At 66.9% G+C, this 22,740-nt stretch carries 19 protein-coding genes; 12 read left to right on the top strand and 7 right to left on the bottom strand.

Annotated features, from left to right (window positions below; all coding sequences use genetic code 11):
- Positions 1 to 105 precede the first annotated feature (105 nt).
- From RCP80_RS09225 to RCP80_RS09185, 9 genes are all read left to right on the top strand, one after another.
- The gene (locus RCP80_RS09225) at positions 106 to 1,326 is read left to right on the top strand and encodes an ABC transporter substrate-binding protein (RefSeq protein WP_308482042.1); all 1,221 of its coding nucleotides are present in this window, start codon (positions 106 to 108) and stop codon (positions 1,324 to 1,326) included.
- A 117-nt stretch (positions 1,327 to 1,443) separates the two neighbouring features.
- Positions 1,444 to 2,307, top strand: a complete 864-nt coding sequence (locus tag RCP80_RS09220; RefSeq protein WP_308482041.1) for a branched-chain amino acid ABC transporter permease — start codon at positions 1,444 to 1,446, stop codon at positions 2,305 to 2,307.
- Positions 2,307 to 3,293 (top strand): branched-chain amino acid ABC transporter permease, encoded by a 987-nt coding sequence (locus tag RCP80_RS09215; protein ID WP_308482040.1) that lies wholly within the window; start codon positions 2,307 to 2,309, stop codon positions 3,291 to 3,293. Before RCP80_RS09220 ends, RCP80_RS09215 begins: the two co-directional genes overlap by 1 nt.
- Positions 3,290 to 4,057: an ABC transporter ATP-binding protein gene (locus RCP80_RS09210; RefSeq protein WP_308482039.1), complete on the top strand. Its 768-nt coding sequence runs from the start codon at positions 3,290 to 3,292 to the stop codon at positions 4,055 to 4,057. The genes RCP80_RS09215 and RCP80_RS09210 overlap by 4 nt, the downstream gene beginning before the upstream one ends.
- Positions 4,054 to 4,776 carry an ABC transporter ATP-binding protein gene (locus tag RCP80_RS09205; protein ID WP_308482038.1) on the top strand — a complete coding sequence of 241 codons (723 nt, stop codon included), beginning with the start codon at positions 4,054 to 4,056 and terminating at the stop codon, positions 4,774 to 4,776. Before RCP80_RS09210 ends, RCP80_RS09205 begins: the two co-directional genes overlap by 4 nt.
- 89 nt (positions 4,777 to 4,865) lie before the next feature.
- A complete protein-coding gene (locus RCP80_RS09200) occupies positions 4,866 to 6,080 on the top strand; it encodes a RidA family protein (RefSeq protein WP_308482037.1) in 1,215 nt (404 codons plus the stop codon).
- Positions 6,081 to 6,134: 54 nt separating this feature from the next.
- Entirely contained in the window at positions 6,135 to 7,631 is a 1,497-nt protein-coding gene (locus RCP80_RS09195) for an aldehyde dehydrogenase (RefSeq protein WP_308482036.1), read from the top strand.
- A 12-nt stretch (positions 7,632 to 7,643) separates the two neighbouring features.
- Positions 7,644 to 8,363, top strand: a complete 720-nt coding sequence (locus RCP80_RS09190; protein ID WP_308482035.1) for an enoyl-CoA hydratase/isomerase family protein — start codon at positions 7,644 to 7,646, stop codon at positions 8,361 to 8,363.
- Positions 8,360 to 8,773: a hypothetical protein gene (locus RCP80_RS09185; RefSeq protein WP_308482034.1), complete on the top strand. Its 414-nt coding sequence runs from the start codon at positions 8,360 to 8,362 to the stop codon at positions 8,771 to 8,773. Before RCP80_RS09190 ends, RCP80_RS09185 begins: the two co-directional genes overlap by 4 nt.
- Before the next feature lie 15 nt (positions 8,774 to 8,788).
- Here the strand turns inward: RCP80_RS09185 and RCP80_RS09180 are convergent, their stop codons facing one another.
- The 3 genes from RCP80_RS09180 to RCP80_RS09170 are packed head-to-tail and all read right to left on the bottom strand — an operon-like array spanning position 8,789 to position 12,547.
- Positions 8,789 to 9,853: a DNA topoisomerase IB gene (locus RCP80_RS09180; RefSeq protein WP_308482033.1), complete on the bottom strand. Its 1,065-nt coding sequence runs from the start codon at positions 9,851 to 9,853 to the stop codon at positions 8,789 to 8,791.
- Between the two features lie 39 nt (positions 9,854 to 9,892).
- The gene (locus tag RCP80_RS09175; protein ID WP_308482032.1) at positions 9,893 to 11,311 is read right to left on the bottom strand and encodes an SDR family oxidoreductase; all 1,419 of its coding nucleotides are present in this window, start codon (positions 11,309 to 11,311) and stop codon (positions 9,893 to 9,895) included.
- 24 nt (positions 11,312 to 11,335) lie between these two features.
- Positions 11,336 to 12,547 (bottom strand): fatty acid desaturase family protein, encoded by a 1,212-nt coding sequence (locus tag RCP80_RS09170; protein ID WP_308482031.1) that lies wholly within the window; start codon positions 12,545 to 12,547, stop codon positions 11,336 to 11,338.
- A gap of 216 nt (positions 12,548 to 12,763) precedes the next feature.
- Here RCP80_RS09170 and RCP80_RS09165 point away from each other — a divergent pair, with 216 nt between their 5' ends.
- Entirely contained in the window at positions 12,764 to 13,657 is an 894-nt protein-coding gene (locus tag RCP80_RS09165) for an NYN domain-containing protein (RefSeq protein WP_308482030.1), read from the top strand.
- A gap of 5 nt (positions 13,658 to 13,662) precedes the next feature.
- Here the strand turns inward: RCP80_RS09165 and RCP80_RS09160 are convergent, their stop codons facing one another.
- Together RCP80_RS09160 and RCP80_RS09155 are read right to left on the bottom strand one after the other, a co-directional pair.
- A complete protein-coding gene (locus RCP80_RS09160; protein ID WP_308482029.1) occupies positions 13,663 to 15,729 on the bottom strand; it encodes an alkaline phosphatase family protein in 2,067 nt (688 codons plus the stop codon).
- A gap of 202 nt (positions 15,730 to 15,931) precedes the next feature.
- The gene (locus tag RCP80_RS09155) at positions 15,932 to 17,566 is read right to left on the bottom strand and encodes an AMP-binding protein (protein WP_373693516.1); all 1,635 of its coding nucleotides are present in this window, start codon (positions 17,564 to 17,566) and stop codon (positions 15,932 to 15,934) included.
- A 115-nt stretch (positions 17,567 to 17,681) separates the two neighbouring features.
- Between RCP80_RS09155 and RCP80_RS09150 the strand changes: the two genes are divergently transcribed.
- Both RCP80_RS09150 and RCP80_RS09145 read left to right on the top strand, forming a co-directional pair.
- Complete coding sequence (locus tag RCP80_RS09150; protein WP_308482027.1) at positions 17,682 to 19,517, top strand: flavin-containing monooxygenase; 1,836 nt, start codon at positions 17,682 to 17,684, stop codon at positions 19,515 to 19,517.
- 46 nt (positions 19,518 to 19,563) lie between these two features.
- A complete protein-coding gene (locus RCP80_RS09145; RefSeq protein WP_308482026.1) occupies positions 19,564 to 21,093 on the top strand; it encodes an AMP-binding protein in 1,530 nt (509 codons plus the stop codon).
- 4 nt (positions 21,094 to 21,097) lie between these two features.
- Here the strand turns inward: RCP80_RS09145 and RCP80_RS09140 are convergent, their stop codons facing one another.
- Both RCP80_RS09140 and RCP80_RS09135 read right to left on the bottom strand, forming a co-directional pair.
- The gene (locus RCP80_RS09140) at positions 21,098 to 21,769 is read right to left on the bottom strand and encodes a TetR/AcrR family transcriptional regulator (protein ID WP_308482025.1); all 672 of its coding nucleotides are present in this window, start codon (positions 21,767 to 21,769) and stop codon (positions 21,098 to 21,100) included.
- Between the two features lie 118 nt (positions 21,770 to 21,887).
- On the bottom strand, positions 21,888 to 22,709 hold the full coding sequence (locus RCP80_RS09135) for a zinc-binding dehydrogenase (protein ID WP_308482024.1): 822 nt from the start codon (positions 22,707 to 22,709) through the stop codon (positions 21,888 to 21,890).
- Between the last annotated feature and the right edge of the window lie 31 nt (positions 22,710 to 22,740).

The raw sequence follows: 22,740 nt of genomic DNA, 5'->3' as shown, positions 1-22,740 counted from the left end.
CGGAACAAACAATCCATCGCATCCAGCGGTCGGCATACGCGTGCGCGCGGTTATGAAGAGTGGAAGGGAACGGCTGTGATCACACGAAAAGGCGCGTTGGCCTTATTGAGCAGTGCGGCGCTGGCGCTGACCGCCTGCGGCGGAGCCAGCACCAACGACAACGCCGATGTCGTCAAGTTCGGTTGGCTCAACGGCATCACCGGGGACTACTCGTCCTACTACGAACCCTCCCAGGCCGCGGTGACCATCGCGATCGATGAGATCAACGCCAACGGAGGCGTATTAGGCAAGGATGCCGTCTTGGTCACCGCCGACAACCTCTCGACGGTGGAAGGCGCGGTGCAGGGCTTCTCCCGCCTGGCCGATGTCGAGAAGGTCGTCGCGATCGGCGGCGTCGAGTCGACGGGCGGTCTCGCCATCCTCGACAGCGCGATCGAGCAGCAGATCCCGGTGTTCTGCCCCGGCTGCGGTTCCGCTGAACTGGACACCCTGGCCGGTGAATACCTGTGGCGCATCACGGGATCCGACAGCGACGGCGGCACCATTGCCGCACAGTTCGCCCGCGATGAAGGTGTCAAGCGGGTCGCGATCATGGCCCAGAACACCGAGGGCATGTCGGAGCCGGCCGACGTCTTCAAGAAGGTCTTCGACGAGGGCACCGACGGCGAGATCGTTGCCGACATCCGCTTCAACCCCGGACGCTCGTCCTACCAGGCCGAACTGCTCAAAGCCTTCGAATCCAAGCCCGACGCCATCTACCTGGCCGCAGGGCACGAGGCCGCCTCGGTGATCTTCCGCGAGTGGCAACGCCGCGGCTACGGCGGAAAGTTCTACGTGTCACCGGATCTGGTCACCCCGCCGATCGGCGGCCTGATGCCCGATCTGGAAGACGGGGTTGCGGTCGGAGCGATCGCCGCCTACGACGTCGACTCACCGGCGTACCTGAGCTTCGCCGAACGCTTCAACGCCTCAACCGGCTACGACCCGTCCCCGGGTGTCTACGACGCCAACCAGTACGACCAGTACATCGCGTTGGCGCTGGCCATCACCAAGGCGCAGAGCACCGATGGTGCGGCCATCGCCGAAGCCATCCCGCAGGTTCTCAATTCCGGTGGCACCACGGTGTATTCGTACGCCGACGGGGTGCGGGAACTCGAGGCGGGCAACGAGATCAACTACGACGGCGCCTCGGGCACCCTGGAACTCAACGAGTTCGGCAACCTCGCCTCTCCGCTGTTCGGTGAGCAGTTCATCGTCGACGGCGCCTGGCGGCAGGTGAACACGTTGAATCTTGACCCGGAACTGCGGGACGTGCTGGACCGCTGACGCGCTGAACGCGCGCATCCACCCGGCGTTGGCTGCTGGCGGCACGGACCACATCCGTTCCGCCGGCGGTCCCAACGCGCCGCAACAGTCCTCATTCGACCTCCGAGAGGCAACGCTGTGCAATACCTGATATTCGGCTTGGTGACCGGCAGCATCCTCGCAATGGCCACCGTCGGATTCTCGATGGTGCGCCAGACCGAGGGATTCCTGAACATCGCGCACGGCCAGTTCCTGGCACTGGCCGCGTTCCTCGGACTGCTGGCCTGCCGCGACTGGGGCCTGCCCGTCTGGGCGGCCGCCTTGTTCGCCGCGCTCACCACCGGAGTCGTCGCGGTAGCCCTGTCGATCGTCATCTTCGAGCCGATTCGCCAGAAAGGTGCACTCGTCCAACTGTTTTCGTCCGTGGGTGTCGCCTATGTCGTCTACGGCTTGTTGGTGATGGTATTCGGCGCGAACCTGCAGCACTTCCCGGTTACTTTCGGGCAGACCTACCGGGTGCTCGGGGTCGAGGTGTCCTTCGGCGAACTCGCGATCATCGCCACCGCCGCAGTGTCGATCCTCGCCCTGCACCTCTTCCTCACCAAGACCTCCGCGGGGGTCTCGATCCGGGCGGTGGCCGGCAACGCCGACCTGGCCCAGATCCGCGGCATCTCCACCCGAGCCGTCTCGTATCAGGTGTGGTTCATCGCCGGTTTCCTGGCGGGCCTGGCCGGGGTGATGATCGGCATCATCGGGTCCGTCGGGCCTGAACTGGGCTGGCAGAACATCATTCTGATTCTTGCCGCGGCCGTCCTCGGTGGCCTCGGCAGCACCTACGGGGTGATCGTCGCCAGCTTGATGCTGGGCCTGGCCATGGATCTGTCCTCGCTGCTGATCCCGACGTCGTACCGCACCGTGGTCGCGTTCGCGGCCTTGATCATCGTCCTGCTCGTGCGACCAAGCGGGTTATTCAGCGTCCGGCAAAGAAAGCAGGCTGCCTGATGAGCTCACTGATCATCTTCCTCGTCGGGGTACTCACCCTTGCCGGGATCTACGCCGCCCTCGCCATGGTGCTCAACCTCGTGGCCGGCTGGGCCGGGATGTGGGACCTCGGGGTCGCCGGCCTGGTCGCCGTGGCCGGCTACACCTACATCCTGCTCACCCAGACGCGGACCACCACCGGCCTGTTGATCTCGCCGGGTCTGCCGATCCCGGTGGGTGTGATCGCTGCGATGGCGGTGACGGCGTTGGTGGCGTTGATCATCGCGGTGCCCTCGATCCGGCTGCGGGGCGAATTCTTCCTCATCACCACGCTGGCGTTCGCCGAAGTCATCCACCAGATCGCAGTCAGCGAAACCAAGCTGACGCGGGGCACCACCGGCTTCTCCTCGATCGACCGCCCCTTCAGCGACCTGGTCCCGCCCGGTTCCTATCGATGGGTACTGCTGGCGATGACCGCCGCGGTGGTGCTGGTGATCTTCCTGCTGATGAACCGGCTGTCCAAGACCCCTTATGTGCGGTTGCTGCGGGCCGCCCGCGACAACGAACCGGTGGCCAAATCCTTGGGCAAACGGGTGGTGCGCTACCGCATCATCACCTACGTCTTCGCCGGGGCGCTCATCGGATTGATTGCGCCACTGTATCTCTGGCACGTCCGCAGTGTCGTTCCGTCGCTGTTCGTCTCGGAGATGACGTTCGTGGTCTGGACCGCGCTGGTCATCGGCGGCATCGGTAGCCGCAGCGGGCCGGTACTCGGCGCGAGCCTGCTCATCGTGAGCACCGAACTGCTTACCTTCCTGCAGGGTTCGGCCGAGTACGCCCAGATGCTCGCCGCAACCCGGCCGGTTATCCTCGGTCTTCTTCTCATCCTGGTCCTGCGGTTCCGCCCGACCGGCCTGGTCAGGGAGCGCTCGTCGTTCCAACTCACCTCCGCCGACCTCGGGCCGGGCCGATTGCTGCGCCGACGACGAGAGGCGGCATCGCGATGAGCACGACGACAGCGCTCAAGGTGGACCGCGTCCGCAAGGCCTTCGGCGGCGTGGTGGCCGTCGACGACGTGTCGATCGAAGCCCGAAAGGGCACGATTACCGCGATCATCGGCCCCAACGGCGCCGGCAAAACCACCTTGTTCAACGTTCTCACCGGCTTCGACCAGACCGACACAGGGGGAATCCACCTGTTCGGTGAGCACATCGAGAAGCTGCCCGCGTGGCGCATCGCGCAACGTGGAATGGTCCGGTCCTTCCAGACGCCGGTCGGTTTCCCGCTGCTCAGCGTCTGGGAGAACCTCATGACCGCCGGCGCGGGCAGGGCCGAATCCCTGGCGTACGCGCTGTTCCGGCGCAGGGCCTGGCGGGAGCTGGAACGAGAGACCAGCCACCGCGCCGAGACCCTGCTCGATGAGTTGGGTCTGACAGCGGTGAAAGACCAACGGCTGGAAGACCTCACCGCCGGTGAGACCAAGCTGGTGGACTTCGCCCGACTGCTCATGGTGCAGCCGCGGATGCTGCTGCTCGACGAGCCCGCCGCCGGCGTCGCCCCCAGCGGTATCGGCCGGCTCGCCGAACAAGTCGCCGATCTGCGGGAGCGCGACATCACCTTGCTGATCATCGACCACAACATCCAGTTCGTGTTCGCCGTCTCCGACTACGTCTACGTGATGGCCGAAGGCCAGGTGGTGGCAGCCGGAACTCCGCAGGAGATCGCCGAGCATCCGACGGTCGCGGAGATCTACCTCGGGAGCAAACAATGACGCTGCTCAGCGTGCAGGACCTCACCGCCGGTTACGCAAAACTTCCAGTCATTCATGGCGTTTCGCTCACCGTGCAACCCAATGAGACCGTCGCGCTGGTGGGGCCGAACGGGGCGGGAAAGTCCACCTTACTCAAGTCGCTCTTCCAGCTCGTCAAACCGCTGGAAGGCATCATCCGGTACCGCGATTCCGACATCGGGACCATCCCCACCGCACAGTTGGTCCGCCGGGGCATGGCCTATGTTCCACAGGGGAGCAACACATTTCCCAACCTCACCGTCGAGGAGAACCTGCGGGTCGCGCTGCTTCCCGCGCGCCGCAACCAGCTGGATCCGGGTCTGGACCTGGCATTCGAACGCTTTCCGGCACTAGCCAAACGGCGCCGCATGAGCGCATCCACCCTGTCGGGCGGCGAACGCCAGATGCTCGCCGTCGCCGGCGCCCTGGCTACCGAGCCGCAGTTCCTGGCGCTCGACGAGCCCACCACCGGGCTGGCGCCCGCGATCGTCCAGGAACTGATCGCCCGGGTGGACGAGGCGACCAGCGGCGGAGTCGGGGTGCTCTGGGTGGTCGAGGAGAACCCGGCCGTCATCCTGCCGCACTGCGACCGCGTCTACATCATGCAAGGCGGGCGCATCGGCGACGAGCAGGACGTCGCCGATGTCCTTGATGACGAGGGGCTGCGCCGGCTGTTCTTCGGAATGGACGATGCCGAATAGCCCAGGCGAGCAGCCGGACAGACGCACAACGAACCACAGGCACAACAAGTATCAACCCCGGGGCGATGCCCCGACAGGAGGTGGGATTAATGTCGCTTCAAGCCACTGACCCGAGCTCGGTGGAGAACATTCTCGATGAGCAGGTCGCCGTGTCCGACGGGCTGGTCTTCCTGTCCGGACTGACCGCCGCCGACCCCGGTACCGGGATCCCCGCAGAAGCCACCATGTCCACCGAATTCCCGTACTACGGCTCGGAAATCCAGAAGCAGACCACCCATCTGCTGGAAAAGGCCGCCCGCCTGCTCGGCACGCGCGGAATCGGGTTGCAGGACGTCGTTAAGACGCAGGTGTTCATCGCCGACTGCCGACTGTTCGACGCCTTCGACCAAGTGTGGAAGAGGTTCTTCCCGGTGCCGCCACCCCGGAGCACCGTCGGTGTGGGCGCAGACCGGCTTCCGGTGCCGGGCGCGCTGGTCTCTGTCGACATCATCGCCGCGCTTCCCGATGTGGTCGAGGTCCGACCGCTGGACAGCCCCCGGCTACCGAAACCGCTGGCCAACTACACGGCCTGCGTCGGAGCCGGTGACTGGCTGTTCCTGGCCGGCCAACTGCCCACCGACTTTGGTGCCACCGGCCTGGCGCCCAACGCCCAGGTGAGTTCGCACTTCCCGCACCATGTCTCACCGATCATCGCGCAAGCGAACTACACCATCGGGATCTGCAACACGCTGCTCGAAGACGCCGGCGGCGACTGGGACCATGTCGTGCGCGTCCAGGTCTTCCTCAAGGATCTCGACGACGCCCCAGTCTTCGAACGGCTCTGGCAGGAGCGGTTCGACGGCACACCCCCGCCCTGCACGATCATCGGGGTCGACGAGCTGCTCACCGGTGGAGCCCTGATCGAGATCGACGTCATCGCCGTCCGATCGGGTACACCGCAGTACCGACGGACCATCGGCAATGGATCGGCACCTGTTGTCGGGGAACGCCTTTCGCTCAGCGGTGCGGCCAAAACGACGTTCGTCCTGGCCGATCTCGACATCGACGTCGTGGAGCACCCTGGCGACCGCCGGCACGCCGTCGAGACGGCGGTCCGAGAGGCGCTGGCGCACGCTGCCGCGCAAGCCGGGCCGTCGGCGCGAGCTATCAAGGTGCACGCATTCCTGCCGAACAACGAAGACGTCTTCCCGTTCGGCAGAGCATTGCTGGACAGCCAGACCCAGCCGGTTGCCGTGACGACATCGCCCAACATCGGCGCATCCGCGCACCTGGCCCTCGAGATCGTGCTGCAGACCGACAGCTGACCCGGCGACCGCCACCGAACGCCAGCACTGCAAGACACAGAAAGCAAGTGACAAGTGAAGCAAGCCAATCTCCATCGTCTTCTCATCGGTGGCCGCGAGGCCGAGGGCCGAAGCGACATCCTGGACGTGATCAACCCGGCGACCGGACACGTGTTCGCCCGCTGCCACAGCGCCAACGAACAGGACATTGACGACGCCGTCCGCGCGGCGCAGGCCGCCTTCGACTCGGGCGTATGGCGCGACGCCTCGATTCACGAACGAGCCCGCGTCCTGAACCGGTTCTCCGATCTCATCGAGGAGAACATGGAAGAGCTGTACCAGCTCGAGACCCTCAACAACGGCCGGCCGATCACCGAGACCAAGGCCCAGATCAACCGTCTCTCCGGGTGGTACCGCTACAACGCCGCGTTGTTGCTGGCCGACCGGACGTCCGTGGTACCGATGGCCGGGCCCTACCACTCCTACACCAGCCGTTTCCCGCTCGGCGTGGTCGGAATTCTGTCGTCCTTCAACCATCCGCTGATGATCGCCTCCAAGAGCCTCGCGCCGGCGCTGGCCACCGGAAACAGTGTGGTGCTCAAGCCTTCCGAACAGACGCCGCTGACCGCGTTGGTGATCGGGCGGCTGGCCACCGAAGCCGGGATTCCGGACGGGGTGCTCAACGTCGTCCCCGGTCCGGGACCCACCGCCGGCGTTGCGCTGGTGGAGCATCCGCTGGTCAAGAAGGTGGTGTTCACCGGGGGAACCGAGCCGGGACGCTCGATCGCAGTGGCCACCGCGAGCCGGTTCGCCCGCTCCACCCTGGAACTCGGCGGCAAGTCTCCGGTGCTGGTGTTCGACGACCTCCCCACCGAGGTGTCGGCGCGGGGCACCGCGTTCGGCGGTTTCGTCGGGGCGGGTCAGACCTGCATCGCGGGCACCCGCCTCATTGTGCAGTCGAGCATCCATGACGAGTTTGTCGAACGCCTGGTCGCGCAGGCCGAGTCGATCCGCATCGGCGACCCCGCCCGCGCGGATACCCAGCTGGGACCGGTCATTTCGGAAAAGGCGCGGCGTCGCATTCTCGACTACGTCGCGTTGGGCGTCGAGGAGGGTGGTGTCGTGGCGACCGGCGGCGAGGCGGCCCAGATCCCCGGCCTCGATGGCTACTTCGTCAAGCCGACCGTGCTCACCGGCATCCGCAACGACATGCGGATTGCCCGGGAGGAGATCTTCGGTCCGGTGCTCGTGGTCATCCCCTTCGACACCGAGGACGAGGCCATCGCCATGGCCAACGATTCGGACTTCGGTCTGGGCTCCTCGATTTGGACCGGCGACGTCGCGCGGGCTCACCGGGTCGCCGGCCGGCTCGAGCAGGGCATCGTGTGGGTCAACGACCATCACCGGCTCGATCCCAGCTCACCCTGGGGCGGCGTGCGTGACAGCGGGCAGGGCCGCGAAGGCGGCTGGGAGTCGTTCCACGACTTCACCCAGGTGCGCAGCGTGACCATCAGAACCGCCCCCGACTATGTCGACTGGTACGCGGGTGTGGGCCAGGACCGGTTGAACTAAGGACAGATGACCATGACGCTGAATATCGAATCGATCGCGACGCTGACTGACGGTGTCCTGCGGGTGACGCTGCCGTTGTCGGCCGACGGCCTGATCTCCCTCGACGACTGCGACCGCTTTGCCGAACTGTTGAACTCGCCACCGGATTCGGCGCACGTCGTGGTGATCGAGTCCAACGCAGAGTCGTTCTGCCTGGGCCGGGAACGCAGCGCGGCGACAGTGCACGAGCTGCCCGGCGAGGTGGAGCGGCTGGTCGCGGTGAACCAAGCCCTCCGCAACACCCGCCTCGTGTCGATAGCCAAGGTGCAGGGCGACGCGGCCGGTTTCGGTGTGGGCCTGGCCGCGCTGTCCGACATCGCCCTCGCCGCCTCCACCGCGAAGTTCTCGTTTCCCGAAGTGAACATCGGCCTGGCGCCCGTACTGGTATTAGCCTGGCTGCCACAGCTGGTCGGACGTCGGGAGGCGTTTCGGCTCACCGCGACCGGTGCTGCGATCTCGGCGGCCCGGGCCGCCGAACTGGACATCATTTCGGAGTCGGTCGACGCTGCGGGCCTCGACGAACGGGTGGCCGCCGTAGTCGAGACACTGCTACCGCACGACCCCCGCGTGCACCAGGAGATCCGGGACTTTCTGCGGATCAGCGAGCAAGCGACAGAGGAGGAAGCCACCGAGCTCGCCAAGTCCCGGCTGGTCATCGGATCCCTGCGCCGTCAAGCCCCGCCGAGGGCGTGAAGAAGCCCACCGATCAGTCCACCACCCGCGCCGGTGTCAGGTCCTTGGCACCGCCGGGTGGTGCGATCCCCCGTGTCGATCAAATCGACTGGGAGATACTCGAGTTCGTAGTCAGTTGGGCACCGTTCGGTGGCCCCGACCCGGAGGAGGCGTTGCCGCGGTTCGGCATGACCTGCGAGCAGCTCTCGCAACGCTTTGCTCAGATCGTTGCCGAGGCCGGGCCCTTCGAGGCTCGCCTCGATCGGCCTCGACGTGCGCTGCTACGCAGGGCGCGCCAGCTTCTCGACTCATCGTCCGGCGGCCGCGGGCAGCGACCATCGGAGTCGGACCGGGGCAAGTCGCCCGACCCGGCGGCGATGCCATCGCCGGGAAACTGGGTGGTGCGGCGCGGCGTCTGGCACTGGCGATAGGAGCGGACGCGACAATCAGGCCGCTTTCCCCACCGCCGTCCCCTGCGGGCGCCGCGAGGCCGCACTGCCCTTGCCGACCTTGGTGATCAACGCGCGCGTCGCCTTCTCCAGGATCGCCTGCGCGGCATCCGGATCGGACTCTCGCGCGGCGCGCCGACCGGCGTGCCCGATCGTCAGGCCCTGCTCGTAGCCGGCCACCACCCGCGGATCGACATACGAGCCGCGGGCCACCGCCGGGGTGTTGCCCAACTCCTCGGCCACCTCCTTCATGACCGCGGCCTCGATCTTCTTCACCTGCCGCTTCGAGGCGGCCGGGTCGGCGTCGACGAACGCCGCGGCCGCCAGCACCGTGCCGTGCCAGGTACGCAGATCCTTGACGCTGTACTCCGCGCCGACCATTTCCTTGAAGCGGGCGTTGAGGTCGTCGGCGCGAATATCGGTCCAGCCCTTGGCCGCCCGGCACACCAGCAACCGCTCGGAGCGACTCCCCCGCCGCAGCAACGCCTTGACCGCCCGCGCCACCTCGGGGTCCTCCAACTCCAACGTGCGCTGCACCCCACTCTTGGCGGGATAATCGAAGACCACCGCGGCCCCGCGCACGTTGACATGCTCGCACAACAGCGTGGCGATCCCGTAGGACTCGTTCTCCTCGGCGTACTGCTCGCCGCCGGCGCGGAAGTAGCCGCGGTCCAGCAGGTGCAACGCCAACGCCAGCACCCGCTCGCGGCTCAGCCCCTTGCCGCCCAGGTCCTCGGCGATCCGCTCGCGCCAGGCCGGCAGCTGCTTGGACATCTCCAGGACCCGGTCGAATTTCTCCTCGGCGCGCTCCTGTTGCCAGCGTTCGTGATACAGGTACTGCCGGCGGCCCGCGACGTCGGTGCCGACGGCCTGAATGTGCCCGTTGGGGAACGGACTGATCCACACCTTCTTCCACGCCGGCGGGATCACCAAATCCTTGATCCGCTGCAGCGTCGCCTCATCGGTGAGCGCGGAGCCGTCGGGACCGGAGTAGGCGAAACCTTTTCCGCATCGCCGTCGGGTGATCCCCGGCGAGGTCAACACACTGCGCTTGAGCCGCATGCCCGCGGGGATACCCTGCGTCCGCGCGCTTTACACGCCCTACCAGTTGCCCACCGAATAGTCCTTCAGGAAGCAGCCGTACAGATCCTCGCCGGCCTCCCCTTGCACAATCGGGTCGTACACCCGGGCCGCGCCGTCGACCAGATCCAGCGGCGCGTGGAAGCCCTCCTCGGCCAGCCGCAGCTTCGTCGGGTGCGGCCGCTCGTCGGTGATCCAGCCGGTGTCGACGGCGGTCATCAGAATGCCGTCGCTCTCCAGCATCTCCTTCGCGCTGGTGCGGGTCAGCATGTTCAACGCGGCCTTGGCCATGTTGGTGTGCGGATGCCCGGGGCCCTTGTACTCGCGGCTGAACTGGCCCTCCATCGCCGAGACGTTCACCACGTACTTGCGTCGCGCCGCCGAGGCCGCCAGGGCCGGGCGCAGCCGGCTGATCAAAATGAACGGCGCGGTCTGGTTGCACAGCTGCACCTCCAGCAGCTCCAACGGATCGACCTCGTCCACCCGCTGGGTCCAACTGTTGACCGCGGCCGTGTCGGGCAGCAACCCGCCGGCATCGATGGCGGTGCCGGCGGCGATCCGCTCCGGCGAGGCACTGCGCGCCACCAGCGCCAACTCGGTCAGCGCGTGCGGCCGCTGGTGCTCGGCCAGGCTGCCGGCCAGCGCGGCCGGGTGCGCGTCGCTGACGTGGTCGAAGGTGACGACATCCACCAGTTCCGGGGCCGGGGTGCGTTCGGCCTCGACGAGGGCGACGTACGAGCCGGGCGGGCGGCGCACGGTCTGCGCGGCGTTGTTGATCAGGATGTCCAGCGGGCCGCGCTCGGCGACATTGTCGGCCAGCGCCACGACCTGCGCCGGGTCCCGCAGATCGATCCCCACCACCCGCAGCCGGTGCAGCCAGTCGGCGCTGTCCGCCATGCCCGCAAACCGGCGCACCGCGTCGTTGGGGAACCGGGTGGTGATGGTGGTGTGGGCGCCGTCGCGCAGCAGCCGCAGCGCGATGTACATGCCGATCTTCGCCCGCCCGCCGGTGAGCAGAGCGCTGCGGCCGGTCAGGTCGGTGCGGGCGTCGCGTTTGCCGCGGTTGAACGTCGCGCATCGCGGACACAGCTGGTGGTAGAACGCGTCCACCACGGTGTAGCGGGCCTTGCAGGTGTAGCAGGCACGCGAGCGCAGCAACGTGCCGGCGGTGGCGCCGACCGCGGTCGACACCAGCGGCAGCCCCTGGGTCTCGTCGTCGATGCGGCCGGGCGCCCCGGTGGCGGTGGCCGCGGTGACGGCCTTGTCGGCGGCGGCCACCGCGTCACGTTTGGCGTGGCGGCGCGCGATCTTCACCGACTTCCACAGGCTCGCGGTGGCACGGCGCACCGCGACGGCATCGGGATGCTCGGGCGGCAGCGATTCGATCTCGGCGAGCACCCGCAGGCACACTTTGAGCTGGTCAGGGTCGATCACGGTCACGCCAGAAGGCTACGGTCGGCGCCGTCAGCGCCGTGCGGTGGGCCGGTGGATCCCGGCGGGGAGCATGGGCGCGCCCTTCGCGACCGCGGTGCGGTCGCCGCCGGAAACCGTCGGGAAAAACCTGCGCTCCGAGGCCGTCTCCGGTGCATCGTCGGCGGTGGCGCGCAGATAGCGGTCGGGCAGTGCCAACTTGAGGATGGTGCGCTGAGTCAAAATGAACTGGCGCGCAAAGGATCCCGTGGTGTAAGGCAGATCGTATTTGTCGCAGAGGGCGCGCACGCGCTCGGCGATCTGGGCGTACCGATTGCTCGGCAGATCCGGGAACAGGTGGTGCTCGATCTGGTAGCACAGGTTGCCGCTGGCGAAGGCCAGCACCGGTCCGGCGTTGAAGTTCGCCGTCCCCAGCATCTGCCGCAGATACCAGTCGGCCTTGGTCTCGTCGGCCAGCGCCGCTTCGGTGAACTTCTCGGCGCCGTCGGGGAAATGCCCGCAGAAGATCACCGCGTAGGTCCACAGGTTGCGCAGCACATTGGCCGCCGCGTTCCCCGTCAGCGTGCGACGCCAGCGTTTGCCGCTCAGCGCCGGCATCAGCAGGTAATCCTTGACCAGCTGACGGCGCGCCTTGCGCAGCATCGCTTTCGTCTGGGCGGATCTTTCGGTATCGGTCGCGGCGCGGTCGTGCACCGCGTGCAGGCCGTGCATCGCGATGCCCCACTCGAAGACGAGCGCCAGCAACACGTTGCGCACCGGTTGCAACAGCCACTTGCGTTTCCACGGCTCGTCGCGGGAAACCCGCATGATCCCGAAGCCCAGGTCGTCGTCGACGCCGTGGACGTTGGTGTACACGTGGTGGCGGTAGTTGTGCGAGTACCGCCACTGCGACGACAACCCGAACATGTCCCACTCCCAGGTATTGGAGTGGATCTCGGGGTCGTTCATCCAATCCCACTGGCCGTGCGAGATGTTGTGCCCGAGTTCCATGTTCTCGACGGTTTTCGCCGCCGCCAACCCCGCGGTGCCCAGCGCCCAGGTGGTCTTGGAGCGGCCGAAGACCAGCAGCAGTCGCGACGCGGTGTCGAGCACCCGTTGGAATCGGATCGCGCGGTTGATGTAGGCAGCGTCGCGCGCGCCGAGGGAGTCCTCGACGTCCTGGCGGATCGAATCCAATTCGGCACCGAGCGACTCGATGTCTGTGCGGCTCAGGTGTGCGTAGAGGGAAACGTCGGTGATGGCCATGTCTGTCCTGAATGTTCAGCGGGAGGTGGGTCGGCGCTCTGACTGGTACGCAGAGACACCTCTGGGCTGTCGGACCGCAGCGAAAACTGGGCTATGTTGGTCGTGCCCGGCTCCGAGCGGATGCTCGCGACGCTGCAGGTGCGATACGACGCTCCGGACTGGCTGGTTTATCAACACCCCAACACTACCCGCACTTCATCGATCAGACTGGATCCCATGACCGACAACGGTGTGACGCGCGTCGCGGTGTACCTCGACTTCGACAACATCGTGATCTCCCGATACGACCAGGTGAACGGTCGCAACTCGTTCCAGCGCGACAAGGCCAAGGATTCGGCCGACTTTCCCGACCGGCTGGAACGCGCCAAAGTCGACGTTGGGGCGATCATCGACTTCGCCTCGTCGTTCGGCACCTTGGTGCTGACCCGCGCCTATGCCGACTGGTCCGCCGAGGTCAACGCCAATTACCGCGATCAGCTGGTGAGCCGCGCCGTCGACCTGGTGCAGCTGTTCCCGGCCGCGGCCTACGGCAAGAACGGCGCCGATATCCGGCTGGCGGTCGACGCCGTCGAGGACATGTTCCGGTTGCCCGACCTGACGCACGTGGTGATCGTCGGCGGCGATTCCGACTACATCGCGCTGGCGCAACGCTGCAAACGGCTGGGCCGCTACGTGGTGGGCATCGGGGTGGCCGGCTCCTCGAGCCGTTCGCTGGCCGCGGCCTGCGACGAGTTCGTCACCTACGACGCGCTGCCGGGGGTTCCGGTGTTCGAGCCCGCACCGGTCCCGGACGACAGCGACGACACCGCACCCCCGAAGCGCCGCCGCGCGACCCGATCGGCGAAGGCGCCCGAGGAGCCGCCGCCACCGGACCCGCAGGTCGCGGCCACGGGCCTGCTGACCCGCGCGCTGCGCATCGGGCTGGAAAAAGACGACGCCGACTGGCTGCACAACTCGGCGGTCAAGGCCCAGATGAAGCGGATGGACCCGTCGTTCAGCGAGAAGGCCCTCGGCTACAAGTCGTTCAGCGACTTCCTGCGCTCGCGCCCCGAGGTGGAACTCGACGAGAGTTCTACGACGCGGCTGGTGCGGCTCAAGGACGCCGGCTAGCGACGTCAGACCGCGATCGAGTACTCCGGCACGAAGAGCACCGACGCATCCCCCGAGTTGTTCGGGGCCTTGGACGGCGGGATGACCCCGGCCCCGGTCAGCCGGGCCACGATCTGCGCGATGAAGTCGGTGACCGCATACAGCACGGCGCCGACGAACTGCACGGGGATCACGGCGATCGCCGCCAGTGCGCTGACCAGGACGATGTCCTGCTCGACGATGCCCTGCAGCAGGTCGGTGATCTGGTTGGTGAAGTCGTCCACGAAGTAGGGGATGCTCGCGAAGACCGTGCGCACGCTCAACGCCAGGGTGGTGACCGGATCGGGCCAGCCGTAGGAGTCGATCTGCGCCTGCAGCGCCGCCTGCAGATCGACGGGATCCACCTGGGTGGCGCCCCGGTCCATCAACGGCACGCCGTCGGCGTCCCGGGTGGGCTCGATGCCGAACAGTTTCACCACGGTAGGCGTGATGTCGGCGATCGTGTACGCGTTGTTCATCTCCCCCGCACCGAATCCCGGACCGTCAACGATGACGAAAGTCGAGGTCTCCCTGGGTGATTGGAAGCCGTGACCGAAACCCTGCTGCGGCTGATGCCCATGGTCGGTGACCACGATCACCGTCCATTCCTCGCAGGCCCCGGCAGCGCAACTCGCGGCCTCGCGGGCGGCCACCGCGTCCAGAATGGCGCCAAGGTTCTCGTCGGTGCGGGCCAGCGCCGCGGCGTACTCGGCCGAGTCGCCGCCGTAGGCGTGCCCCGCCTCGTCGACCTGCACCAGGTAGGTGAACATGAAATTGGGGACTTCCTCGTAACCGGGAGCGGCGCCGAGGATGGACTTGACCGCCTCCGCGGTGACCTCGGCGTCGGTCTTCGACCAGTCGTCGTCGCCCGCGACCTGCTGGACCAGAACGACGTCGTCGGCGCCGTGGCTGCCCGCGTTGCCGATATCGGTGATGACCGCCCAGTCGGCGATGACCTTGGTCCGAATCGCCGGGTTGGCCCCCTCCAGCTGGTCGAACACCGTGGGCCACTTGTTGTAGGTCCGCGGGGTGAACATGTTGTTGATCACGCCACTCTTGTTGTCCCACACCCCGGTCAGGATTGTCGTCCACGACGGGTTCGAGATGGTGGTGTGCCCGGCGATGGTCGAGGCGCTGGTGGTCCCGTTGTTCATCATCCTGATGAACTGATCGTTGGTCACCGGATCCTCGAGGATCTTGCTCAGGTTGACGCCGTCGACGCCGATCACCAGCACGCGTTGGGTCGGGGCGGAGGTGGTTTGGACGACGGCCTCCTGCGCGGTGGCGCGCCGGGTGGTGGTCGCGACGACGGGACTGGCGCCGGCCACGGTCAGCGGCAGCAGCGGCGTCGGCGACGACGGCGTGGGAACCGACCGCAGCACCCGCGCCGGCGATAGCGGAGCCCTGGGTGCGGTCATCACCGCGATCCGCGCGGGCAACGACTGCGCCGCGCGCGCCACCAACGTCGTCGGCATTGTCACCGGCGCCGGCGCCGGTGAGGTGGTGGCCGGTTCCGTCACCGCCGTCAGCGCCTCGGAGATGTCGTCGTCGCGGTGCACGGCGAGCCGCGGAAGCTCCGCCGCGCGGTCGGTGACCCGAATATCGACCGTCCGGCGGGGTTTGGCCGATGCCTCGACGATGGAATCGATTTTCCGGGAGAAGATCTTGGACACCTCGCGCAGCGGTGCGGCGTCGCTGTCGCGGCCCCATCTGGCGGTCAGCGCCGTGTCCCGGTCGCCGTCCTTGGCGGTGCGCGCGGCCTCGACGGCGGCGGCGAAGCGCTCACTGAGCTTGGGCACGTCCGGGCGTACCTTGATTCCCGGTTTGGTGATGCCCGCTTTGGCGGCAGCCTTCTTCAGCGCGCCGAGCGGCTCGCGTGCCGACTTGTCCCGCGCCGGCTTCTCCGCGGCGCTGGGCCGATCCGCGGTGGAAGATGACGAATCCGAGTCGGAGCCGGCGGGCTCCGCGTAGGCCACCGCGGCCCCGGCCACCGATCCGCCGGCCACCGCTCCGGCCACCGCCATCCCGAGGCAAATCTGCTTAACCGTCGTCACGACTCAACCTCCGCGGGGTTCCGGGCCAGATCCAGCAGAGGCTACAAGTCCCGGCCGAGGCGGCGGGACGGTTTTATCGACTCCGTCAATATGGTCGGCAGACCGGTTTACCCCGGTACCGTTCGAGGGTTGAGCCACCGCGCACCCAGCTTGGCGCCCACAACGTAGCTGTCGGACACGTTTCCGCAGGACGGGGCGGTCGTCACTCTTCTTGTCGGCGCAGCTGCTCCACGGCCCGCTCCCGCAACTCGACCTTGCGGACCTTGCCGGTGACGGTCATCGGGTAGTCGTCGACCACCGCGACGTGGCGCGGAATCTTGTAGTGCGCAATGCGGCCGGCACAGAACTCTCGGATCGATTCGGCGGTCGGCGCCTCGGCGCCTTCCTTGATCCGCAGCCACGCCATCAACTCTTCGCCGTAGCGTTCGTCGGGCACCCCGACCACCTGGGCGTCGACGATGTCGGGGTGCTGGTAGAGGAATTCCTCGATCTCGCGGGGATAGATATTCTCGCCGCCCCGGATCACCATGTCCTTGATCCGACCCGTGATCGCGACATAACCACTGTCGTCCATGACCGCGATGTCCCCGGTGTGCATCCACCCGTCGGCGTCGATCACCTCCGCGGTCTTCTTCGGGTCGTTCCAATAGCCGGCCATCACGCTGTACCCGCGGGTGCACAGTTCGCCGGGTTCGCCGCGGGGCACGATCTGCCCGGACTCGGGGTCGACGACCTTGATCTCCAGATGCGGGCCCGCCGTTCCGGCCGTGCTGGTGCGCTGCGTCAACGTGTCGGTGGGGCGGGTCTGCGTCGAGACCGGCGAGGTCTCGGTCATGCCGTAGCAGATGGCCACCTCGCCCATGTTCATCTGTTCGATGACCTGGGTCATCACCACTTCCGGGCACGGCGAGCCGGCCATGATCCCGGTCCGCAAACTGGTCAGGTCATACGAGTCGAGGTCAGCCAGCGCCAACTCGGCGATGAACATGGTCGGCACCCCGTAGAGCGAGGTGCACCGTTCGGCCGAGACCGCGGCCAGCGTCGCCGCCGGGTCGAAACCCGGTGCGGGAATCACCATCGTCGAGCCGTGGCTGGTACACGCCAGGTTGCCCATCACCATCCCGAAGCAGTGGTAGAACGGCACCGGAATGCAGACCCGGTCGCGCTCGGTGTAGCCGATCCCCTCCCCCACAAAAAAACCGTTGTTAAGGATGTTGCTGTGGGTCAGCGTCGCGCCCTTGGGGAATCCCGTGGTGCCCGAGGTGTATTGGATGTTGATCGGGTCTTGTGGTGTGAGCTTTGCGGCGATGCCGCCCAGGGCCGTGTCGTCGATCGGCGTTTCTGCGAGAGATTTCCAGGCCGCCGATCCGACGATGATCACCTCCTGCAATTCCGGGCATTGGTCGGCCACGGCGGCGAGCATGGCTTGGTAGTCGGAGGTCTTGAACGACGACGCCGCGATGACGGTGCGCGCACCGGATTGCTTCAGCACGTACTCGAGTTCCTCGAGCCGATAGGCCGGGTTGATGGTGACAAGGATGGCGCCGATGCGGGCCGTCGCGTACTGCACCAGGGTCCACTCGGCGGTGTTCGGTGACCAGATCCCGACGCGGTCACCCACGCCGATGCCCAGCGCCAACAGCCCGCTGGCGACGCGCCGGGTGTCGGTTTCGAACTCCCGGTAGGTCCATCGCCGTCCGCTGGCGACCTCGACCAGCGCCTCGCGGTCTCCGAACGCGGCCACGGTGCGGTCGAGGTTGGCGCCGATCGTCTCGGTGAGCAGAGGCGTCTCGGTACTGCCCTTGACGTACGACGCTGCGGCCTCTTCCGCTTTCAGGACCACTCGAGCTCCTCAGATCCACGGGCGGGTGATCCCGCTCACTTGTGATCCAACTTACTATATGACATCGTGTCTTCAATACTCGACGCTATGTCAATTATTGAGAGGCACCATGATGGCCGTTTCCCTGCCTGTCTCGGACACCCGGATCGACGTCGACTTCGACCCCGCGCCCATCCGGCAGCGCTACGCCGATGAGCGGGCACGCCGGTTGCGCGAAGACCACCTCGACCAGTTCCAGGGGCTGGCCGACCTGCGCGAAGCCGATGACGTCGACCCCTACAGCGAGCCTCTCGTGCGCGATGCCGTGCAGGCCGAGCACGACGTGGTCATCCTCGGCGGCGGGTTCGGCGGCCTGCTGGCAGGTGCCTACCTGACCCAGCAGGGCGTGAAGGACTTCCGCATCATCGAACAGGCGGGCGACTTCGGCGGCACCTGGTACTGGAACCGTTACCCCGGGGTGCAGTGCGACGTCGAGTCCTACATCTACCTGCCGCTGCTCGAGGAGACCGGTTATATCCCGACCCAGCGCTACGCCGACGGCGACGAGATCTTCGAGCACAGCAAACGCATCGGCCGCCACTTCGACCTCTACCGCGCCGCACTGTTCCAGACGGCGGCGACCTCCGTGACCTGGCGGGAAGACGCACAGCGCTGGGAGATCCGGACCGACCGCGCCGACGTGCTGACTGCGAGGTTCGTCGTCCGTGCCAACGGCCCACTGAACAAGCCCCAGTTCCCGCGGGTTCCGGGCATCGGGGACTTCTCCGGGGCGATGTTCCACACCAGCCGTTGGGATTACGACTACACCGGCGGCAACCAGCACGGCGGCCTGACCAAGCTGGCCGACAAACGCGTCGCGATCATCGGCACCGGCGCCACCGGAGTCCAGGCCGTGCCGTTCCTGGCCACGGACGCCAACGAGCTCTTCGTCATCCAGCGCACCCCCAGCGTCGTGGGCCCGCGCGACAATCGGCCCACCGACCCGGACTGGGCCGCCGGCCTGACGCCGGGCTGGCAGCAGCGCCGTCACCACAACTTCAACTCACTGGTCAACGGCCATCCGCAGGACGAAAACCTCGTCGGCGACATCTGGACCACGCTGCTGACGGCGGTCACCGGCCAGCACCTCGTCGAGACACCGTTGGAGAAACTAGCCCTCGAGGATCAGATTGCGGTCGCCGAGGTCGCCGACATGCAGCTGATGCGCACCGTGCATGCGCGCATCGAGGACATCGTCGAAAATCCGGCGACCGCCGAGGCACTCAAGCCCTGGTTCGGGGCGATCTGCAAGCGCCCCACCTTCAACGACGACTATCTGCAGTCGTTCAACAAGCCGTCGGTGACGCTGGTCCACTCCCCCAAGGGGGTCGAAAGGTTCACCGAGACAGGCCTTGTCGTCGACGGCACGCACTACGAGGTCGACTGCATCGTCTTTGCGACCGGCTTCGAGACGGGCTCGTCGACCGCGGACCGGTACGGGTACGACATCCTGGGCCGCGACGGGGTGTCCATGCGGGAGCATTTCGCCGAGGGACACCAGACCCTGCACGGATTCTTTTCGGCCGGATTCCCCAACTTCGTCGAGCTCGGCGTGAGTCAGAACGCCTACGTCGTCAACTTCAGCTACATGCTCGACCGCAAAGCCCGTCATGCCGCCCGCATCGTCGGCCACGCCCTGCAGCGCGACATCGCCACCATCGAGCCCGACGAGGCGGCCCAGGCGGAGTGGGTGCAACGCACTCGCGAGTCCGGCCTGGCCCGACTCTTCTACCTCTCCACCTGCACCCCGGGGTACTACAACGGCCAGGGCGATCTCGGCCACGGCTTCTGGGGCGACGTCTACCAGGGCAGCGAAGTCGAGTTCTGGGACATGCTCGAAAAGTGGTGGGAATCAGGCTCCTTCGAAGGATTGGAGCTCCGGTCCCGCGAGCTGGACCCGCGCTAGTAACCTAATTGAACTGACCCGGTTCTGAAACCGCGAGAGGACCCCTATGTATCCCGGTGCGCATGCCCGTACCAGCCCCTATCGGCCGGCGATCATCATTGCCGAGACCGGCGCGGTGGTGACCTATCAGCAGCTCGAGGACCGTTCCGCGGCCCTGGCGCGGGTTCTCCACGACGCGGGCCTGCGCCGCGGGGACGTGGTGGCGGTGCTCACCGACAACGCGCCCGAGGCGCTCGAGGTGTATTGGGCCACCCAGCGGTCCGGGTTGTACGTCACCGCGATCAATCACCACCTCACCGCACCCGAAGCCGCCTATATCGTCAACAATTCCGGCGCCCGGGCACTGATCTCCGCAGCCTCGCTGCAGAACCTGGCGGTCGAGGTGGCCAAGCAGGTCGAGGGCCCCACCGTCCGGCTGGCCTTCGGGGGCGCGCTGGCCGGGTACGAGTCCTACGAGCAGGCCCTGGAACAGGCCGGGCCGCCGCTGACCGAGCAGCCCGCGGGCGCGGTGATGCTGTACTCCTCGGGAACCACCGGATTTCCGAAGGGCGTACGCCCACCGCTGTCCGACCGCAACGTCGAGGATCCCGGCGAGCCCATTGTCACGATTGGCCAGGCCCTGTTCGGCCTCGGCCCCGAAGACGTCTATCTGTCGCAGGCCCCGATCTACCACGCCGCGCCGCTGCGGTGGTGCGGTTCGGTGCAGGCCCTCGGTGGAACCGTGTTGCTGGCAAAGAAATTCGTCGCCGAAGACACCTTGCGCTACGTCGAGCAGTACCGCGTCACCGCCACGCAGATGGTGCCGACGATGTTCGTGCGGCTACTCAAGCTCGATGACGAGATTCGCACCCGGTACGACCTGTCGAGCCTGCGGGTGGTCATCCACGCGGCCGCCCCGTGCCCGGTCGATGTGAAGAAGGCGATGATCGACTGGTTCGGACCGGTGATCTACGAGTACTACGCCTCCACCGAGGCGCACGGCATGACGTTCATCGATTCCGCGGACTGGTTGCAGCACCCAGGCTCGGTCGGCCGCAGTGTCCTCGGCGGCCTGCACATCTGCGACGACGACGGTCGCGAGGTGCCGACCGGGACCGTCGGGACGGTGTACTTCGAACGCGACATCATGCCGTTCGAGTATCACGGCGATCCCGAAAAGACCGCGCAGGCACAGCATCCCGAGAATCCACTGTGGACGACGGTGGGCGACCTCGGCTACGTCGACGAGGAAGGGTATCTCTTTCTCGCGGACCGCAAGTCGTTCATGATCATCTCCGGCGGGGTCAACATCTACCCACAGGAGATCGAGAACGAGTTGGCCTTGCATCCGGCCGTGCACGACGTCGCGGTGATCGGCGTGCCGGATCCGGAGATGGGCGAACAGGTCAAGGCGATCGTGCAACCGACCGCCGGGGTGTCCGGTGACGACGCCCTGGCCGCGGAACTGATCGAGTACGTACGCGAGCGGATCGCCCATTACAAGGCCCCGCGCTCGGTCGACTTCATCGACGAGCTACCCCGCACGCCGACAGGCAAACTCGTCAAGGGCAAGCTGCGCGAGCGCTACACCGGATAAGTCGTCAGGCCGGCGGCATGGTGGGGATCCCCCAGCCCGCCGCCAGCCAGATGGCCTGCACCATCTCGCGCGAGGCGCGGGTCTGCTCAGCATTGTTGTGCCGCAGCCGGTCCATATAGAAGACGTGCATGGTCATCTCCAGCAGCATGGTGATGAGGCCCCGCACATCCCCCGAAACCGGCTGCGCCACACCCTGTTCCCGGTCCAGCAGCACCTGCTCGGCGATGACGTCGGCCAGTCGCTGGTTCCACTCGTCCCACAGCTGGGCCATTTGCTCATCCAGCGGAATGGCCTGTACCGACGCCGTCAGGACACCCTCGTGATCGCGCCAGAGACCAAGGGCGATATCGGCGGTCCTGCCGATGAAGTCCCGGACCGGCTCGTCAGGGCCCCGGGCGAAGAACTGGGCCCGGCTCATCAACTCGGTCCAAATTTCGGAGGTGATCACGGCCAGCGGCGCATACTTCGACTCGAAGTAGAAATAGAATCCCGAGCGCCGAACCCCGGCGGCCTGCGCGATCTCGCCGATGGTCAGCTCGCTGATCGGACGAGTGGCAAGTAACTCCGGCAGACAGTCGAGGATGGCGCGGCGCTGGCGCTCGCCCTTGCTGGGCGCTCGTCGGTCTCCGAGCAGCACAGCGTCGTCACCAGTCGCACCGGACGCTGAGGTCGACATAGCAGGCCACTCTATCCTGCGGGGGCTTTGGCCCCCGGCAGTCGCGCGCCGTCGCACGTCAAAGTGCGAGTGCCGCGCACGGTGATCGCAGTCTCGACACTAGTGCGGCAGGGCGCGGTCACGGGCACGTCACCAGGCGTCCTTGCACCTGGCCGGCTTCGATGCGGGCCAACGCGGCGGACACCTCGGCGAACGGGACCTCTTCGATGAGCGGAACGACCTGCCCCTTGGCAAGCAAATCGAGGACGGCTTCGAGGTCCGCGATGCTGGCGCCGAGTGACCCGCGGAGCTGGACGTTCTTCGTGACGAGAAGGTGCGTGGGGATGGTCGCCTCGGGGGCGCCGAGACCCACGACGACCACTCGACCACCCGGTTTCACCGCGGCCACCGCATCGGCGGTGGTGGTGCCCATCCCGGCGAAATCGAGGACAGCGTCGATCTGGCCGGGGACCTCACCGACGTCGGCGAAGCACTCGGTGGCGCCCTGCGCACGCGCGGTGTCGAACACCGCGGTGTTGATGTCCACCCCATATACGGTGGCGCCCAGGGTGTTTGCGACCGCGACAGCACTGAGGCCCAGGCCACCCAATCCGATGACCGCGATGGTGGATTCGGGTCCGACGCCGGCCTCGGCCACCACTGCGTGGTAGGCGGTGGCGATGGAATCGGTGGCCACCGCGGCATGGGTGAACGGGACGCCGTCGGGGATGGCGACAAGGATGTCGCGTGGCGCGACAGCCTGTTTGGCGTAGCCGCCGTCGAACCCGAGCCCGATGCCATTGGTGAAATCCGCCTGCTCGATGGGGTGGGCGGGCAGGGCCACCGCGACCCGATCGCCGACGTTGATGTCGCTCACCCCGGGGCCGAGCCCGCGAACCGTGCCGGCGACCTCGGTCAACTCGAGGCCCGCTTCAGCGGTGTTGAACTGCCATGCGCGCACTATCGCTTCCTCCCTTTCGCGAAGGTCCGGA

Origin of the sequence: Mycolicibacterium sp. MU0053 (assembly GCF_963378095.1) — a bacterium.
Taxonomy (GTDB): domain Bacteria; phylum Actinomycetota; class Actinomycetes; order Mycobacteriales; family Mycobacteriaceae; genus Mycobacterium; species Mycobacterium burgundiense.
Note: the sequence above shows the minus strand (reverse complement) of the source record. Positions and strands in the feature narration are given on the sequence as shown.

What these genes read in the sequence shown, in the direction of transcription:
- RCP80_RS09215 (WP_308482040.1), top strand. Translation starts at nt 2,307, where the DNA reads ATGAGCTCACTGATCATCTTCCTCGTCGGGGTACTCACCCTTGCCGGG.
- RCP80_RS09210 (WP_308482039.1), top strand. Translation starts at nt 3,290, where the DNA reads ATGAGCACGACGACAGCGCTCAAGGTGGACCGCGTCCGCAAGGCCTTC.
- RCP80_RS09205 (WP_308482038.1), top strand. Translation starts at nt 4,054, where the DNA reads ATGACGCTGCTCAGCGTGCAGGACCTCACCGCCGGTTACGCAAAACTT.
- RCP80_RS09200 (WP_308482037.1), top strand. Translation starts at nt 4,866, where the DNA reads ATGTCGCTTCAAGCCACTGACCCGAGCTCGGTGGAGAACATTCTCGAT.
- RCP80_RS09190 (WP_308482035.1), top strand. Translation starts at nt 7,644, where the DNA reads ATGACGCTGAATATCGAATCGATCGCGACGCTGACTGACGGTGTCCTG.
- RCP80_RS09180 (WP_308482033.1), bottom strand. Translation starts at nt 9,853, where the DNA reads ATGCGGCTCAAGCGCAGTGTGTTGACCTCGCCGGGGATCACCCGACGG.
- RCP80_RS09170 (WP_308482031.1), bottom strand. Translation starts at nt 12,547, where the DNA reads ATGGCCATCACCGACGTTTCCCTCTACGCACACCTGAGCCGCACAGAC.
- RCP80_RS09165 (WP_308482030.1), top strand. Translation starts at nt 12,764, where the DNA reads ATGACCGACAACGGTGTGACGCGCGTCGCGGTGTACCTCGACTTCGAC.
- RCP80_RS09150 (WP_308482027.1), top strand. Translation starts at nt 17,682, where the DNA reads ATGATGGCCGTTTCCCTGCCTGTCTCGGACACCCGGATCGACGTCGAC.
- RCP80_RS09145 (WP_308482026.1), top strand. Translation starts at nt 19,564, where the DNA reads ATGTATCCCGGTGCGCATGCCCGTACCAGCCCCTATCGGCCGGCGATC.
- RCP80_RS09140 (WP_308482025.1), bottom strand. Translation starts at nt 21,769, where the DNA reads ATGTCGACCTCAGCGTCCGGTGCGACTGGTGACGACGCTGTGCTGCTC.